Source organism: Aeribacillus sp. FSL K6-3256 (assembly GCF_037965805.1).
GTDB classification, from domain to species: Bacteria; Bacillota; Bacilli; order Bacillales; family Aeribacillaceae; genus Aeribacillus; species Aeribacillus composti.
The window spans coordinates 75680-92500 of record NZ_CP150188.1; the positions used below are offsets into that span (position 1 = coordinate 75680).

15 protein-coding genes and 2 rRNA genes (1 of these 17 running past the window's edge) are annotated in these 16821 nt (G+C 42.7%); all 17 read left to right on the forward strand.

The window, feature by feature from the left end; translation table 11 throughout:
* Positions 1-8: 8 nt before the first annotated feature.
* Positions 9-551, forward strand: coding sequence for a hypoxanthine phosphoribosyltransferase (hpt, locus tag NSQ84_RS00370; protein ID WP_066247237.1), 543 nt, complete (start codon positions 9-11; stop codon positions 549-551).
* 93 nt (positions 552-644) lie between these two features.
* Complete coding sequence (gene ftsH / locus NSQ84_RS00375) at positions 645-2606, forward strand: ATP-dependent zinc metalloprotease FtsH (protein WP_066247240.1); 1962 nt, start codon at positions 645-647, stop codon at positions 2604-2606.
* A 128-nt stretch (positions 2607-2734) separates the two neighbouring features.
* The gene (locus NSQ84_RS00380) at positions 2735-3508 is read left to right on the forward strand and encodes a type III pantothenate kinase (RefSeq protein ID WP_063387562.1); all 774 of its coding nucleotides are present in this window, start codon (positions 2735-2737) and stop codon (positions 3506-3508) included.
* Between the two features lie 7 nt (positions 3509-3515).
* The gene (hslO, locus tag NSQ84_RS00385) at positions 3516-4400 is read left to right on the forward strand and encodes an Hsp33 family molecular chaperone HslO (RefSeq protein ID WP_066247243.1); all 885 of its coding nucleotides are present in this window, start codon (positions 3516-3518) and stop codon (positions 4398-4400) included.
* A gap of 22 nt (positions 4401-4422) precedes the next feature.
* Complete coding sequence (locus NSQ84_RS00390; RefSeq protein ID WP_311066717.1) at positions 4423-5304, forward strand: peptidyl-prolyl cis-trans isomerase; 882 nt, start codon at positions 4423-4425, stop codon at positions 5302-5304.
* Positions 5305-5389: 85 nt separating this feature from the next.
* Positions 5390-6319 carry a cysteine synthase A gene (cysK, locus tag NSQ84_RS00395; protein ID WP_066247248.1) on the forward strand — a complete coding sequence of 310 codons (930 nt, stop codon included), beginning with the start codon at positions 5390-5392 and terminating at the stop codon, positions 6317-6319.
* Between the two features lie 142 nt (positions 6320-6461).
* A complete protein-coding gene (gene pabB, locus NSQ84_RS00400; RefSeq protein WP_311066718.1) occupies positions 6462-7892 on the forward strand; it encodes an aminodeoxychorismate synthase component I in 1431 nt (476 codons plus the stop codon).
* Entirely contained in the window at positions 7889-8476 is a 588-nt protein-coding gene (gene pabA, locus NSQ84_RS00405) for an aminodeoxychorismate/anthranilate synthase component II (protein ID WP_066247253.1), read from the forward strand. Before pabB ends, pabA begins: the two co-directional genes overlap by 4 nt.
* Before the next feature lie 2 nt (positions 8477-8478).
* Positions 8479-9357, forward strand: a complete 879-nt coding sequence (gene pabC, locus NSQ84_RS00410; protein ID WP_066247256.1) for an aminodeoxychorismate lyase — start codon at positions 8479-8481, stop codon at positions 9355-9357.
* Complete coding sequence (gene folP / locus NSQ84_RS00415) at positions 9348-10196, forward strand: dihydropteroate synthase (protein WP_063387555.1); 849 nt, start codon at positions 9348-9350, stop codon at positions 10194-10196. The genes pabC and folP overlap by 10 nt, the downstream gene beginning before the upstream one ends.
* Entirely contained in the window at positions 10192-10554 is a 363-nt protein-coding gene (folB, locus tag NSQ84_RS00420) for a dihydroneopterin aldolase (protein WP_063387603.1), read from the forward strand. Before folP ends, folB begins: the two co-directional genes overlap by 5 nt.
* Positions 10551-11078: a 2-amino-4-hydroxy-6-hydroxymethyldihydropteridine diphosphokinase gene (gene folK / locus NSQ84_RS00425; protein WP_066247258.1), complete on the forward strand. Its 528-nt coding sequence runs from the start codon at positions 10551-10553 to the stop codon at positions 11076-11078. Before folB ends, folK begins: the two co-directional genes overlap by 4 nt.
* Entirely contained in the window at positions 11030-11245 is a 216-nt protein-coding gene (locus NSQ84_RS00430; protein ID WP_063387553.1) for a helix-turn-helix transcriptional regulator, read from the forward strand. Before folK ends, NSQ84_RS00430 begins: the two co-directional genes overlap by 49 nt.
* A 15-nt stretch (positions 11246-11260) precedes the next feature.
* Positions 11261-12253 carry a tRNA dihydrouridine synthase DusB gene (dusB, locus tag NSQ84_RS00435; RefSeq protein WP_063387552.1) on the forward strand — a complete coding sequence of 331 codons (993 nt, stop codon included), beginning with the start codon at positions 11261-11263 and terminating at the stop codon, positions 12251-12253.
* Positions 12254-12342: 89 nt separating this feature from the next.
* The gene (lysS, locus tag NSQ84_RS00440; protein ID WP_063387551.1) at positions 12343-13845 is read left to right on the forward strand and encodes a lysine--tRNA ligase; all 1503 of its coding nucleotides are present in this window, start codon (positions 12343-12345) and stop codon (positions 13843-13845) included.
* Between the two features lie 296 nt (positions 13846-14141).
* Positions 14142-15695 (forward strand): 16S ribosomal RNA (locus NSQ84_RS00445).
* Between the two features lie 138 nt (positions 15696-15833).
* Positions 15834-16821, forward strand: a 23S ribosomal RNA gene (locus tag NSQ84_RS00450); it runs 1944 nt beyond the window's last position.
* Together the 16S and 23S rRNA genes form the textbook arrangement of a ribosomal RNA operon.

Below are 16821 nucleotides of genomic sequence, written 5' to 3' on the forward strand. Positions count from 1 at the left end.
GAAAGAAAATGATCGAGGATATTGAAAAAGTCTTAATTTCAGAAGAAGAAATCAAAGAAAAAGTGAAAGAATTAGGGGCGATATTAACGGAGGAATATAAAAATAAGTTTCCCCTCGCTATCGGGGTTTTAAAAGGCGCTATGCCGTTTATGGCGGATTTAATAAAGCATATTAATACATATTTGGAAATTGATTTTATGGACGTTTCCAGTTATGGAAACAAAACCGTTTCATCGGGTGAGGTGAAAATAATTAAGGATTTAGACACTTCCGTCGAAGGCCGGGATCTTTTAATCATTGAAGATATAATCGATAGCGGATTGACATTAAGCTATTTAGTCGATCTTTTCCGGTACCGGAAAGCAGCATCCGTTAAAATTGTAACCCTTTTGGACAAACCGAGCGGGCGAAAGGCAAATATTGAGGCAGATTATGTATGTTTTGAAGTTCCGGATGCGTTCGTTGTCGGTTATGGTCTGGACTATGCGGAAAAATACCGCAATCTTCCGTTTATAGGGATATTAAAGCCTGAAGTTTATCAAAATAAATAATGATCGTTGAAAGGATAGCGTATCAGTTGTGCTGGGATGATTTTCTATGATACTATTGAATATAGTTTGTTTCATTGTGGGAGGAGGTAAGGAATGAATCGGATTTTCCGAAACACCATATTTTATTTGCTGATTTTTTTAGTGGTTATCGGCGTTGTGAATTTTTTTCAGGGCGGTAACCAAAAAACTGAACAAATGACATATAGTACCTTCATCTCCAATTTGGAAAACGGAGATGTTGAAAATATAACGTTAAAACCAGTAAGAGGAGTATATGAAGTCAGAGGACAGCTGAAGGGATATGAAGAAAATCAATACTTTATCACCTATTTATCAGGCGATGACGCATTAAACCTCATCAATACGGCTGCTTCAAAAAATCAAACGGAAGTTAAATGGTCCCCAGCAGATGATACAAACGGATGGGTGCAATTTTTCACATCCCTCATCCCATTTATTATAATCTTTATTTTGTTCTTCTTTGTGCTCAATCAGGCTCAAGGCGGCGGAAGCCGAGTTATGAACTTCGGGAAGAGCAAGGCAAAGCTGTATAACGACGACAAGAAAAAAGTAAAATTTAAAGATGTTGCAGGAGCCGATGAGGAAAAGGCTGAACTAGTGGAAGTTGTTGAATTTTTAAAGGATCCCCGCAAGTTTTCTGAACTTGGAGCGCGCATACCGAAAGGAGTCCTTTTAGTAGGCCCTCCGGGAACTGGTAAAACATTGCTGGCCCGCGCGGTGGCTGGAGAAGCAGGTGTGCCGTTTTTCTCCATAAGTGGATCTGATTTTGTTGAGATGTTTGTCGGTGTAGGTGCTTCTCGTGTTCGGGATTTGTTTGAGACGGCTAAGAAAAATGCCCCATGTATCATTTTTATTGATGAAATTGATGCTGTTGGACGCCAAAGAGGAGCGGGATTAGGCGGCGGTCACGATGAACGTGAACAAACGTTAAATCAGCTTCTCGTTGAGATGGATGGATTTAGCTCCAACGAAGGAATCATTATTATTGCGGCGACAAACCGTCCGGATATTTTAGACCCAGCCCTTCTCCGCCCTGGTCGATTTGACCGTCAAATTACGGTTGATCGTCCGGATGTGAAGGGGCGCGAAGCAGTGCTCAAAGTACATGCACGCAATAAACCGTTGGATGAATCGGTGAATTTGCGGAACATTGCGATGAGAACGCCGGGCTTTTCTGGAGCTGACTTGGAAAACCTATTGAATGAGGCTGCTCTCGTTGCTGCTCGCCAAAATAAAAAGAAAATCGATATGGCGGATATAGATGAGGCAACCGATCGTGTAATTGCGGGACCTGCGAAAAAAAGCAGGGTTATTTCGGAAAAGGAGCGCCGTATTGTTGCCTATCATGAAGGCGGACATACCGTTATCGGTCTCGTTTTAGATGAGGCGGAAATGGTGCATAAAGTAACGATTGTTCCTCGGGGTCAAGCTGGAGGATATGCTGTCATGCTGCCAAAAGAAGACCGCTATTTCATGACAAAACCTGAGCTCCTTGACAAAATAACAGGATTGCTTGGCGGTCGGGTTGCGGAAGAAATTGTTTTCGGTGAAGTTAGCACCGGTGCCCACAACGACTTCCAGCGTGCGACAAATATTGCGCGCAGAATGGTTACAGAATTTGGAATGTCAGAAAAATTGGGTCCATTGCAATTTGGAAGCTCTCAAGGCCAGGTCTTTTTAGGGCGTGACATCCAAAGTGAGCAAAATTATAGTGATGCGATTGCTTATGAAATTGACTTAGAAATTCAGCGCATCATTAAAGAATGTTATGAAAAAGCAAAACGAATTTTGACAGAAAATCGCGATAAACTTGAACTAATTGCAAAAACGTTATTAGAAGTGGAAACACTTGATGCAGAACAAATTAAACATCTGGTGGAACACGGTTCATTGCCTGATAAGTCTGAACAAAAAGCAGCTTCAGAAAATGTGAAAAAAGAAGAGAACAACCAAAAAGATGAAGCTGTAAAAGTCAATATTCAGACAAAGAAAGATGAGGCTCCCTCTATCAAACCGGAGCTTAAAGAAGAATAAGTAATAAAGCCGTCAACTATACAAAGTTGGCGGTTTTCTATTGCCTTCGTGCCCGATAGCAGCCTACTGCGATCAATATGTGATATGATGATGAGGGAATGTTTGAACGAAGGGAAAAGGTGATGGACATGATTTTAGCTTTAGATGTTGGGAATACAAACACCGTGATTGGAGTATACGAAAAAGAACAATTGCTTTACCATTGGCGAATTGAAACCAATCGACATAAAACCGAAGATGAATACGGAATGATGTTTAAATCATTGTTTGAATACGTAGGATTAAAATTTTCGGACATAACGGGAATCATTATTTCTTCTGTCGTTCCACCGATTATGTATGCCATGGAAAAAATGTGCGAGAAATATTTTCATGTAGATCCGCTTATTGTCGGCCCAGGAATTAAAACAGGCCTTAATATAAAGTATGATAATCCGCGTGAAGTTGGGGCGGACAGGATCGTCAATGCAGTTGCCGGTGTTCATTTATATGGCTGTCCGCTTATTATTGTTGATTTCGGCACAGCAACAACTTATTGCTACATTAATGAAAAAGGACAATATGAAGGCGGTGCCATTGCACCAGGGATTAACATTTCCACCGAAGCTTTATACTCAAAAGCCGCGAAGCTTCCTAGAATCGAAATCGCCAAACCCGATCATATTATTGGGAAAAATACAGTAGCCGCCATGCAATCAGGAATTTTATTCGGCTATGTTGGCCAAGTAGAAGGAATTGTCAGAAGGATGAAAGCGCAAGCTAAAAAAGAACCGAAAGTTATTGCAACAGGCGGTCTAGCTGGGTTAATCGCCAATGAATCTGACATGATCGAAATCGTTGATCCATTGTTAACATTAACAGGCTTGCGGTTAATTTACGAACGAAATCTCGGAAGGGAGTAGGAAACAAATGAACGATTATTTAGTCAAATCTTTGGCCTATGACGGAGGAGTGCGTGCATATGCAGTGAAGACGACTGATACAGTGAGTGAAGCTCAACGTCGCCACCAAACATGGCCGACTGCTACCGCTGCTCTTGGAAGAGCAATGACAGCCGGCGTGATGATGAGTTCGATGCTGAAAGGTGATGAGAAGCTGACGATAAAAATAGAAGGCGGCGGTCCAATAGGAGCCATTGTTATTGACAGTAATTCAAAAGGTCAAGTGAGAGGTTATGTATCCAATCCTAAGACCCATTTTGAATTAAATAAACATGGAAAACTGGATGTAGCCCGCGCAGTCGGGAAAAACGGTACATTGTCGATTGTTAAGGATTTAGGATTAAGGGAGCATTTTTCCGGTAAAGTCCCTATTATTTCCGGGGAGCTGGGAGAAGATTTTGCCTATTATTTAGTGACGTCAGAGCAAGTCCCGTCTTCAGTAGGAGTGGGAGTTTTAGTCAATCCTGATAACTCTGTTCTGGCTGCTGGCGGATTTATTATTCAGCTTATGCCGGGAACTGAAGAATCAATCATTACGGAAATTGAGACGCGGTTAAAAACAATAGAGCCGATCTCTAAGCAAATTCAAAAAGGGCTGACTCCTGAAGAAATATTGGAAGGTGTTCTGGGCGAAGGGAATATGAAAGTGATCGATCGCATGCCTGTCAGCTTCCACTGCAGCTGTTCTAAAGATAGGTTTGCAAATGCCATTATTAGTCTAGGAGAAGAGGAAATTCAACAAATCATCGATGAGGATGAAAAAGCTGAAGCTCAATGCCATTTTTGTAATGAGATATATGTGTTTTCAAAAGAAGAGTTGCAGGAATTAAAAGAAGCGGCATCTAGAAAATAGCTTATGGCAGGGAGCTGGAGGAATGAGTAAAAAAGCGCTTTTGGTCATAATTTTCAGTCTTGTATTAACGAACTGCGTGACGATTGCCTTTTTGGTAAGTGCTTATACAAGAGAAGCGCAAAAAGAGAAAAATGATGAAATTGTTGCCAAAATCGGCGATAGCCGCATTACGAGGCAGGAATGGTTAAGTGAACTGGAAAAACGATTTGGGAAAACAACACTTGAGGAAATGATCAATATTCAAGTTGTGGACGAGCTTGCAAAAAAGAATCATATTGATGTAGATGAAAAAACAGTTGAACGTGAAATACAAATGTATAAAATATCGTCTCAATCATACGGCGATAGCGTGCTTAACGACAAAGAACTGAGAAAACAAATTCGCTATAGTATTTTATTAGAAGAGCTTTTAACGCAAGATGTTAACATTAGTGAGAATGAATTGAAGAAATTTTATGAAGAAAATAAACATCAATATATTATGAATGACACGTATCATCTTTCCCATATCGTGGTTGATTCAAAAAAAGAAGTCCAACAAATTATAAATGAATTAAAAGGCGGATCAAGCTTTGAAGGGATTGCAGCTGAACGGTCCAAGGATCAGTTGACGGCGAAGGAAGGCGGAGACCTCGGTTATGTTTCCGAAGGTTCCAGCGATGTACCGCCGGAATATATTGAACAAGCTAAAACAATGAAGGTCAATGAGTGGTCGGAACCAATACCGCTGGAAAGAGGATATGCGATTATATTTTTGCATGAGAAAATAAAAGGAGAACAGCTGGAGTTTGACGAAGTAAAGGATCAGATTCGCAGGCAAATCGCTTTGGAACAGATGGAAGGAAATGTATCAGCAATGCAGCTGTGGGATGACATCGGCGTAACATGGTTTTATGAAAAATGAAGAAAAAGATTGACAATTCATAAATTTATTGGTATATTATTTTCAATAAAACCAATATAATTACTCGGAAATAGAGGTGTATAAGATGGCAGTTGTTGCAAACTCTATATTAGATCTAATTGGAAAGACTCCTGTTGTAAAATTAGGAAAAATTGTAGAAGAGGACAGTGCAGACGTTTATTTAAAGCTTGAATTTTTTAACCCTGGATCAAGTGTAAAGGACCGTATTGCATTAGCAATGATTGAAGCGGCAGAAAAAGAAGGCAAACTAAAACCAGGAGACACAATTATCGAACCGACAAGCGGAAACACAGGGATCGGTTTAGCAATGGTGGCAGCTGCAAAAGGTTTACATGCTATTTTAGTTATGCCAGAAACAATGAGTTTAGAGCGCCGTAATTTATTGCGTGCATATGGAGCAGAGCTTGTTTTAACTCCTGGTCCAGAAGGCATGAAAGGGGCTATTAAAAAAGCAGAAGAGCTTGCGGAAAAACACGGCTATTTCATGCCGCAGCAATTTAAAAACCGTGCAAATGTAGAAATTCACCGTTTAACAACTGGCCCGGAAATCGTTGAGCAAATGGGTGATCAATTGGATGCATTTGTCGCCGGAATCGGTACTGGAGGTACGATTACTGGTGCTGGTCAAGTATTAAGAGAAAAATATCCGAACATAAAAATTTATGCTGTTGAGCCGGCTGATTCACCTGTATTATCGGGCGGAAAACCAGGTCCGCATAAAATTCAAGGTATTGGAGCAGGATTTGTTCCGGATATTTTAAATACAGAGATTTATGATGAAGTCATTACTGTTACAACTGAGCAAGCTTTTGAAACCGCTAGAAAAGCTGCGAGAGAAGAAGGAGTATTAGGCGGAATTTCTTCAGGTGCTGCCATTTTCTCTGCATTGAAAGTGGCGAAAGAGCTAGGAAAAGGCAAAAAGGTACTAGCAGTCATCCCAAGTAATGGAGAAAGATATTTAAGTACTCCATTATATAAGTTTGACGAAGAATAATAGAATGAATAATAGTTTAAAGGCTGTCGACGAAATTTGTCGGCAGCCTTTTGGATTTTATGTGAAGGGGAAAAATAATACTGTTGATGCCAAGCTCTCCTTCTTGTTGTAAAATAAGTTTATGGGTGAAGGAGAGTGAACGATGGAATCTGTGAGAAAACTGCTGGCAGTCCAAATACCTTTTGAAAAAGAACGATTTTTCAATCGCTTTGAAACGCTGGCAAAACAACAACAACATTACGCTCTTCTCGAAAGCGGAAGAGGCGGCCGCTACAGCATAGCTGGTTTAAACCCTTTTGCCGTCATACAAGGAAAAAACGGGGCAATTACGATCTATAGCGAAAACAAAAAAGAAGTAAAGGAAGGAAATCCGCTCTTGCTCTTTGAAGGATGGATGAAACAGTTTAAATGTGAAAGCGATCCTTCCCTTCCCGACTTTCAAGGAGGCGCTATCGGCTTTATTAGCTATGATGCAGTTCGTTATTTCGAAAAATTACCCAATATAGCTGTGGACGATTTACACGTGCCCGACATTTATTTTATCGTTTTTCAAGATATCGCCGTTTTTGATCATACTGAAAAAACACTTTGGCTGATAACGTATCATAAACATGGGGAAAAAGATGCTGCACAAAAGCGGCTGGAAGAAATGAAAGCTTTATGGTGTAAGCAAAGTGAGGAAACGATTTTCAGCTATACGAATTCAGCTGATCTCAGCTATGAGCCGATAATGTTTATGGAACAGCCGTTTAAAAAAGCTGTTGAAAGAGTAAAGGATTATATTGCAAGCGGTGATGTATTTCAAGTCAACTTATCCGTCAGACAAGCAAAACCGCTTTCGACGCATCCGTTTGAAATTTATAAAGCATTACGGAAAATTAACCCATCCCCATATATGGCCTATATTCATACTCCTGAGTTTCAAATTGCCAGTGGATCTCCAGAGCTGCTCATAAAAAAGAGGGGAAATGTACTGAATACCCGTCCGATTGCTGGAACGAGATCAAGAGGAAGAAGCGATGAAGAAGACCGCCAGCTTTCTGAGGAATTAATCACCAATGAAAAAGAACGTGCAGAACATATCATGCTTGTAGATTTAGAACGAAATGATCTAGGGCGGGTATGTAAATATGGCAGTGTTGAAGTTAACGAACTGATGGCTATTGAGAAATATTCACATGTCATTCATATCGTGTCAAATGTTCGCGGAGAGCTGCAAGAAGGAAAAGGATTTTACGACATTATGCGTGCTGTATTTCCGGGCGGCACAATCACGGGAGCACCGAAGGTTCGAACAATGGAAATAATTGAAGAGCTGGAGCCGACTAGAAGAGGGTTATATACTGGTTCGATCGGCTGGCTCGGCTTTAATGGAGATTTAGAATTTAATATTGTAATACGGACGCTACTGGCTAAAAACGGTTGGGGTTATGTGCAAGCAGGTGCTGGAATCGTCATTGATTCTGTTGCAGAATATGAATATAAAGAGTGTTTGAAAAAAGCAAAAGCGTTATGGAAAGCAAAAGATTTGAGCGAAGATGAGAATAAGTTAGTTAGAGGTGAGAAGAGATGATTTTAATGATTGATAACTATGATTCTTTTACGTACAATTTAGTTCAATACCTTGGTGAGCTCGGCGAAGAGCTTGTTGTCAGACGAAATGATGAAATTACGATTGAGGAAATTGAACAGCTCAATCCAGCCTATTTGATGATTTCTCCCGGTCCGTGTACGCCGAATGAGGCGGGGATCAGCATGGAGGCAATTAAGTATTTCGCAGGGAAAATTCCGATTTTTGGCGTATGCTTAGGTCATCAATCAATAGCTCAAGTGTTCGGTGGGGATGTTGTTCGCGCAGACAAATTAATGCACGGGAAAACATCGCAAATTTATCATGACGGAAAAACTATTTTCGACGGCTTAGACAACCCGTTCACCGCTACAAGGTACCACTCTTTAATTGTCAAAAAAGAAACGCTTCCGGATTGCTTTGAAATTTCAGCATGGACGAATGACGGAGAGATTATGGGAATCCGCCATAAATCTTTGCCGGTTGAAGGCGTGCAGTTTCATCCGGAATCAATTATGACTGAACATGGAAAACTGATGTTAAAGCATTTCCTTTCCTATTATCGTACGGAAGAAAAGAGTGTATAAAAGTGTACTTATATGTAAATGGTGAATATAAAAAGCAGGATGAGCTGCATATTTCTCCGTTCGATCATGGATTTTTATACGGAATCGGCGCTTTTGAAACATTAAGGACTTATAACGGTCATCCATTTTTACTGTATGATCATATCGATCGCTTAAATGCAGCGGTTCGCGAGCTTGGCATAGATTTTTCTCTTTCTTACTCGGAAGCAGAACAAATTATTAAAAGACTGCTTGAATTAAATCATTTAAATAATGCATATATCCGGATAAATGTTTCAGCGGGTGCAGAGGAGCTGGGGTTGTCGGCGGCTCCTTATAAAAATCCGGTGTTAATCTTTTTTATAAAAGAGTTAAATTTGCCGGAAAGATTGACAAAACAGGGGGTCATTCTTTCGGTTCGACGAAATACGCCGGAAGGATCATTTCGCATAAAATCGCACCATTTTTTAAATAATGTGCTGGCAAAGAGAGAAATTGGAGATCATCCGAAAACGGAAGGTATATTTTTAACACATTCAGGATATGTCGCAGAAGGGATTGTTTCCAACATTTTTTGGGTAAAAAACAACACTGTCTATACACCGGCTGTCAGCACAGGAATATTAAACGGAATTACTAGACAGTTCGTGTTAACCATCCTTGAAAAACATCGCATCCCTTATGAAGAAGGATTGTATCCATTGGATCATCTGTTATCTGCACAAGAAGCTTTTATCACAAATTCCTTGCAGGAGATTGTCCCAATTACACATATTGGTCAGACTGCATTTGCAGGTGAACAGGGAATTTTGACCAATCGATTAATCACCATTTATAAGAAGGTGCGGCAGCATATTTTGACAAGATCTGAATTCGAAGTGGGTGATGAACAATGGGTGTAATAGAGAAAGAAAAAATATTACAGTGCGGACCGTATCAATTACACTACGAAGATAAAACCCAAGTAATGGGAATATTAAACGTTACGCCTGATTCTTTTTCGGACGGCGGAAAATTTAATGATATCGAGAAAGCTTTAAAGCATGCAAAAGAAATGGTGGAAAATGGCGCCGATATCATTGATGTCGGGGGTGAATCAACCCGTCCGGGCCATGAACCCGTTTCAGAAGAGGAGGAGCTGGCCAGAGTTCTTCCAGTCATTGAAAAATTATCAAAAGAAATTCATGTTCCTATTTCCATTGATACGTACAAAGCGAATGTGGCAAAAAAAGCGGTGGAAGCTGGAGCAACCATCATCAATGATGTTTGGGGGGCGAAAAAGGAGCCGGACATCGCTCGCGTGGCAGCAGAATATAACGTCCCAATCATTCTAATGCACAATCGAGAAAAAGAAGGGTATAACGATCTGATTAAAGACATGATTTCCGATTTAATGGAAAGTGTCGAGATCGCCAAAAAAGCAGGCGTTCGGGACGAACAAATCATCCTTGATCCAGGAATCGGTTTTGCCAAAACTTTTGAAGATAATCTCTACGTCATGCGTCATCTGGAGGAATTTACAAACCTTGGTTTCCCTGTTTTGCTGGGTACGTCGAGAAAAAGATTTATCGGACGAGTTCTCGATCTACCGGTAGAGGAGCGTATGGAAGGCACAGCGGCTACCGTATGCTTAGGAGTGCAAAAGGGCTGTCAATTCGTTCGGGTTCATGACGTTAAACCGATTGCGCGGATGGTGAAAATGATGGATGCGATGCTCGGAAAGGGGCGCGATCACGATTGATAAGATCTATGTAACGGGAATGGAGTTTTGGGGCTATCATGGCGTTTATCCTGAAGAGAATAAACTTGGACAGCGATTTCGAGTTGATGTTATTTTAGAGACGGATCTAAAGCAAGCAGGAAAAACGGATGAACTAGATGATACAGTGAATTATGCGAAAGTGTACACGGTTTGCAAGGAAATTGTGGAAGGCAAGCCCTATAAGCTTATTGAAGCCGTTGCAGAAAATTTAGCATCTGAACTGTTAAAAGAGTTTTCGACTGTTTTGTATTGCACAGTAAAAGTGGTAAAGCCGGATCCGCCAATCCCGGGTCATTACAAGTCTGTAGCAGTAGAAATCAAAAGGGGAAGAACATGAAAAACTATGCATATATTTCTTTAGGATCGAATATCGGCGATCGGGAATATTATTTGGAAGAAAGCATCAATCAATTGAACAGGCATCCAGATGTTGAGGTTATCAAAATGTCTTCTATTTATGAAACCGATCCGGTTGGTTATATTGACCAAGAATTGTTTTTGAACATGGTCATTAAAATCGCGACGAATTTCACGCCGTATGAGCTGCTGGCATTTACGCAAAAAATCGAATATGATTTAGGAAGATCAAGGGAAGTTAAATGGGGGCCTAGAACGATAGACCTTGACATTTTATTATATAATAACGAAAATATTGAAACAGAACAGCTTACCATACCTCATCCGAGAATGTTTGAACGATCTTTCGTATTGATTCCTTTGTTTGAAATTGATCAAGATGTACAATGGCCTAATCAGCATCGTTCTTTACTGGTTTTAATAGATCAATTAAAAGATAAAAAAGGAGTGCGAATATGGAAGCAGAAAAATGGGGAAGAAGGATTCGCGCTTTTAGAAAGCTAAAAGGCTATACACAAGAAAGCCTTGCAAAAGACTTAGGCGTTTCTGTATCGGTTCTTGGTGAAGTTGAAAGGGGCAACAGACTTCCCAGCAAGGAATTAGTAGAGATTATTGCTGCTAAGCTGAATGTAAGCGTGAACGAGCTGATGCCTGAGGATACTGAAAAATAAAGGAGGCAGGTGAAATTGTTTAAAATAGGAGATATTCAATTGAAAAACCGTGTTGTGCTTGCTCCGATGGCCGGCGTATGCAATTCGGCTTTTCGGCTGACGGTCAAAGAATTTGGAGCGGGTTTAGTTTGTGCTGAAATGGTCAGCGATAAAGCCATTTTATATAAAAATGCGAAAACAATGGACATGCTCTATATTGATGAACGGGAAAAACCATTAAGCTTGCAAATTTTTGGCGGTGAAAAAGAAACATTAGTGGAAGCGGCAAAATTTGTCGATAACAATACAACAGCAGATATCATCGATATTAACATGGGCTGTCCTGTACCGAAAATTACGAAATGTGATGCCGGAGCAAAATGGCTTCTTGATCCCAATAAAATTTATGACATGGTTGCCGCTGTTGTGGATGCAGTGAAAAAACCGGTAACTGTCAAAATGCGCATGGGTTGGGATGAAGAACATATTTATGCGGTGGAAAATGCCCAAGCCGTTGAGCGGGCAGGGGGCAAGGCTGTTGCATTGCATGGACGGACCCGTGTTCAAATGTATGAGGGAGAAGCCAACTGGGACATTATTAGAGAAGTTAAGCAGGCTGTGAATATTCCGGTGATTGGCAACGGGGATGTCAAAACCCCTCAAGATGCAAAGAGAATGCTGGACGAGACGGGTGCAGACGGGGTTATGATCGGCCGTGCTGCATTAGGCAACCCATGGATGATCTATCGCACTGTTAAATATTTAGAAACGGGAGAATTAATTGAAGAGCCGACAGTTCGGGAAAAGATTGATGTATGCAAACTGCATTTAGAACGTTTAATCAATTTAAAAGGTGAGCACATCGCTGTTAGAGAGATGCGTAAACATGCCGCTTGGTATTTAAAAGGTATTCGAGGCAATGCAAAAGTGAGAAATGCTATTAATAACTGTGAAACAAAAGAAGAACTGGTCTCCCTTCTTGAACGTTTTGCAAGTGAAGTGGAAGAGAAAGAGCGTCAATCCGCATAAAGACAATCTGCTTTCTCTTATACTTTGACGGCTGCCAGTAATCTGGCAGTTTTCTATGTTAAATTTTAAGATTATTGGAGTGGATACGTATGAGCAAAGAAGGTTTGCATAACCAAGAAGAGTTGAATGATCAATTGCAGGTTCGCAGGGAAAAGCTTCATGCATTAAAAGATAAAGGAATCGACCCTTTCGGAAAAAAATTTGAACGCTCGCATCAGGCGATTGAACTAAAAGAGCAGTACGGCGAGTTTACAAAGGAAGAACTTGAGGAAAAAAATATTTTTGTTTCTATAGCTGGCAGAATTATGACAAAACGTGGAAAAGGGAAAGCAGGTTTCGCCCATATCCAAGATTTGTCGGGCCAAATTCAAATTTATGTTCGGAAGGACAGCGTCGGCGAGGATCAGTATGAAATTTTTGATATGGCTGACTTAGGTGATCTTATTGGCGTGAAGGGAACGGTTTTTAAAACAAAAGTAGGCGAGCTCTCGGTAAAAGCAACGGAATTTGTGCTGCTCACGAAAGCTTTGCGCCCTCTTCCTGATAAATACCATGGCCTTAAAGATATTGAACAGCGCTACCGCCAGCGTTATTTAGATCTTATTATGAACCCTGACAGCAAAAACACATTTATAACAAGAAGCAAAATCATCCAATCCATGCGCCGTTATTTAGACAGTCACGGGTATTTGGAAGTAGAAACACCAATGATGCACTCCATTGCTGGAGGAGCGGCAGCACGTCCGTTTATCACTCATCATAATGCTTTGGATATGCCTTTGTACATGAGAATTGCTATTGAGCTTCATTTGAAAAGGCTGATTGTCGGCGGTTTAGAAAAAGTTTATGAAATCGGCCGCGTTTTCCGCAACGAAGGCGTTTCAACAAGACATAATCCCGAGTTTACCATGCTCGAACTGTACGAGGCATATGCAGATTTCCATGATATTATGGAATTGACAGAAAACATGATTGCTCATATTGCACAAGAAGTATTAGGTACAACGACAATCCAATACGATGAATATCAAGTGGACTTGAAACCAAAATGGAAGAGACTTCACATGGTAGATGCGATTAAAGAATATACAAATGTTGATTTTTGGAATGTTACATCTACCGAAGAAGCGCGGGCATTAGCTAAAGAACACGGAGTAGAAATTAACGAAAATATGCAATACGGCCATATTGTCAATGAGTTCTTCGAGCAAAAAGTCGAGGATAAACTAATTCAGCCGACATTTATTTACGGTCACCCTGTTGAAATTTCTCCGCTCGCCAAAAAGAATGAAGCGGATCCAAGATTCACAGATCGCTTTGAATTGTTTATTGTCGGCCGCGAGCATGCAAATGCCTTTACGGAATTAAACGATCCTATTGATCAACGTGAACGCTTTGAAGCTCAATTAAAAGAAAGAGAGCAGGGAAATGACGAGGCGCATATGATGGACGAAGATTTCATTGAAGCTCTTGAATATGGCATGCCTCCAACAGGTGGGCTTGGCATTGGCATTGACAGATTAGTCATGCTTTTAACCAATTCTCCGTCTATTCGCGATGTTCTTTTATTCCCGCAGATGAGAAACAAATGATGATTTTCAAAAGGGAGACGGCTGTCTCCCTTTTGTCTTCCTGCTGGAAATGGAATAATTTTTTTATATAAAATAAATTTTTTTATGCAAAACTATTGATTTGTTATGAAAATGGTGTTATATTAATACCCGTCCTTATTGATGACCAATGATACAATGATAAAAAAATCTGTTGACAAAATAAAAATTTAAGGATATTATAAAAAAGTCGTCTTTTTTTCAACATGATCTTTGAAAACTGAACAAAACGAAAAGCGTGCCTGTTGATTCTGACAAGAGCATTTGGTGACAAACTTTTTTTGGAGAGTTTGATCCTGGCTCAGGACGAACGCTGGCGGCGTGCCTAATACATGCAAGTCGAGCGGACCGAAGGGAGCTTGCTCCTTTAGGTTAGCGGCGGACGGGTGAGTAACACGTGGGCAACCTGCCCTGCAGACTGGGATAACTTCGGGAAACCGGAGCTAATACCGGATAACACCGAAAACCGCATGGTTTTCGGTTGAAAGGCGGCTTTTAGCTGTCACTGCAGGATGGGCCCGCGGCGCATTAGCTAGTTGGTGAGGTAACGGCTCACCAAGGCGACGATGCGTAGCCGACCTGAGAGGGTGACCGGCCACACTGGGACTGAGACACGGCCCAGACTCCTACGGGAGGCAGCAGTAGGGAATCTTCCGCAATGGACGAAAGTCTGACGGAGCAACGCCGCGTGAGCGAAGAAGGTCTTCGGATCGTAAAGCTCTGTTGTCAGGGAAGAACAAGTACCGTTCGAACAGGGCGGTACCTTGACGGTACCTGACGAGGAAGCCACGGCTAACTACGTGCCAGCAGCCGCGGTAATACGTAGGTGGCAAGCGTTGTCCGGAATTATTGGGCGTAAAGCGCGCGCAGGCGGTTCCTTAAGTCTGATGTGAAATCTCGCGGCTCAACCGCGAGCGGCCATTGGAAACTGGGGAACTTGAGTGCAGGAGAGGGGAGCGGAATTCCACGTGTAGCGGTGAAATGCGTAGAGATGTGGAGGAACACCAGTGGCGAAGGCGGCTCTCTGGCCTGTAACTGACGCTGAGGCGCGAAAGCGTGGGGAGCGAACAGGATTAGATACCCTGGTAGTCCACGCCGTAAACGATGAGTGCTAAGTGTTAGAGGGTATCCACCCTTTAGTGCTGCAGCAAACGCATTAAGCACTCCGCCTGGGGAGTACGGCCGCAAGGCTGAAACTCAAAGGAATTGACGGGGACCCGCACAAGCGGTGGAGCATGTGGTTTAATTCGAAGCAACGCGAAGAACCTTACCAGGTCTTGACATCCCCTGACAACCCTAGAGATAGGGCGTTCCCCTTTCGGGGACAGGGTGACAGGTGGTGCATGGTTGTCGTCAGCTCGTGTCGTGAGATGTTGGGTTAAGTCCCGCAACGAGCGCAACCCTTGACCTTAGTTGCCAGCATTCAGTTGGGCACTCTAAGGTGACTGCCGGCTAAAAGTCGGAGGAAGGTGGGGATGACGTCAAATCATCATGCCCCTTATGACCTGGGCTACACACGTGCTACAATGGGTGGTACAAAGGGCAGCGAAACCGCGAGGTGGAGCGAATCCCAAAAAACCACTCTCAGTTCGGATTGCAGGCTGCAACTCGCCTGCATGAAGCCGGAATCGCTAGTAATCGCGGATCAGCATGCCGCGGTGAATACGTTCCCGGGTCTTGTACACACCGCCCGTCACACCACGAGAGTTTGTAACACCCGAAGTCGGTGGGGTAACCCTTACGGGAGCCAGCCGCCGAAGGTGGGACAAATGATTGGGGTGAAGTCGTAACAAGGTAGCCGTATCGGAAGGTGCGGCTGGATCACCTCCTTTCTAAGGATATATACATTGAAATAGGGTGCGCTTTTCCGTTTTGTTTAGTTTTGAAGGATCATATCCTTCTTGATTGTTCTTTGAAAACTGGATAACGGAAAGACATTCACGAATAGATCGCTCATGTTAGGAAGAAACGGTTAAGTTAGAAAGGGCGCACGGTGGATGCCTTGGCACTAGGAGCCGATGAAGGACGGGACAAACACCGAAATGCTTCGGGGAGCTGTAAGTAAGCGTCGATCCGGAGATGTCCGAATGGGGGAACCCACTGCCCGTAATGGGGCAGTATCCATACCTGAATCCATAGGGTATGGAGGGCAACCCGGGGAACTGAAACATCTAAGTACCCGGAGGAAGAGAAAGCAACAGCGATTCCCTGAGTAGCGGCGAGCGAAACGGGAACAGCCCAAACCAAGAGGCGTGCCTCTTGGGGTTGTAGGACACTCGATTAAGGAGTGACAAAGGAACGGGGTAGACGAAGAGGTCTGGAAAGGCCCGTCAGAGAAGGTAACAACCCTGTAGTCGAAACTCCGTTCCCTCCCGAGTGGATCCTGAGTACGGCGGGACACGTGAAATCCCGTCGGAAGCAGGGAGGACCATCTCCCAAGGCTAAATACTCCCTAGTGACCGATAGTGAACCAGTACCGTGAGGGAAAGGTGAAAAGCACCCCGGGAGGGGAGTGAAAGAGAACCTGAAACCGTGTGCCTACAAGTAGTCAGAGCCCATTAACGGGTGATGGCGTGCCTTTTGTAGAATGAACCGGCGAGTTGCGATTTCGTGCAAGGTTAAGCCGAAAGGCGGAGCCGCAGCGAAAGCGAGTCTGAAGAGGGCGAAATAGTACGAGGTCGCAGACCCGAAACCAGGTGATCTACCCATGTCCAGGGTGAAGGCAAGGTAACACTTGCTGGAGGCCCGAACCCACGCACGTTGAAAAGTGCGGGGATGAGGTGTGGGTAGGGGTGAAATGCCAATCGAACTTGGAGATAGCTGGTTCTCTCCGAAATAGCTTTAGGGCTAGCCTCAAGGGAAGAGTCTTGGAGGTAGAGCACTGATTGGACGAGGGGCCCCCATCGGGTTACCGAATTCAGTCAAACTCCGAATGCCAATGACTTATCCTTGGGAGTC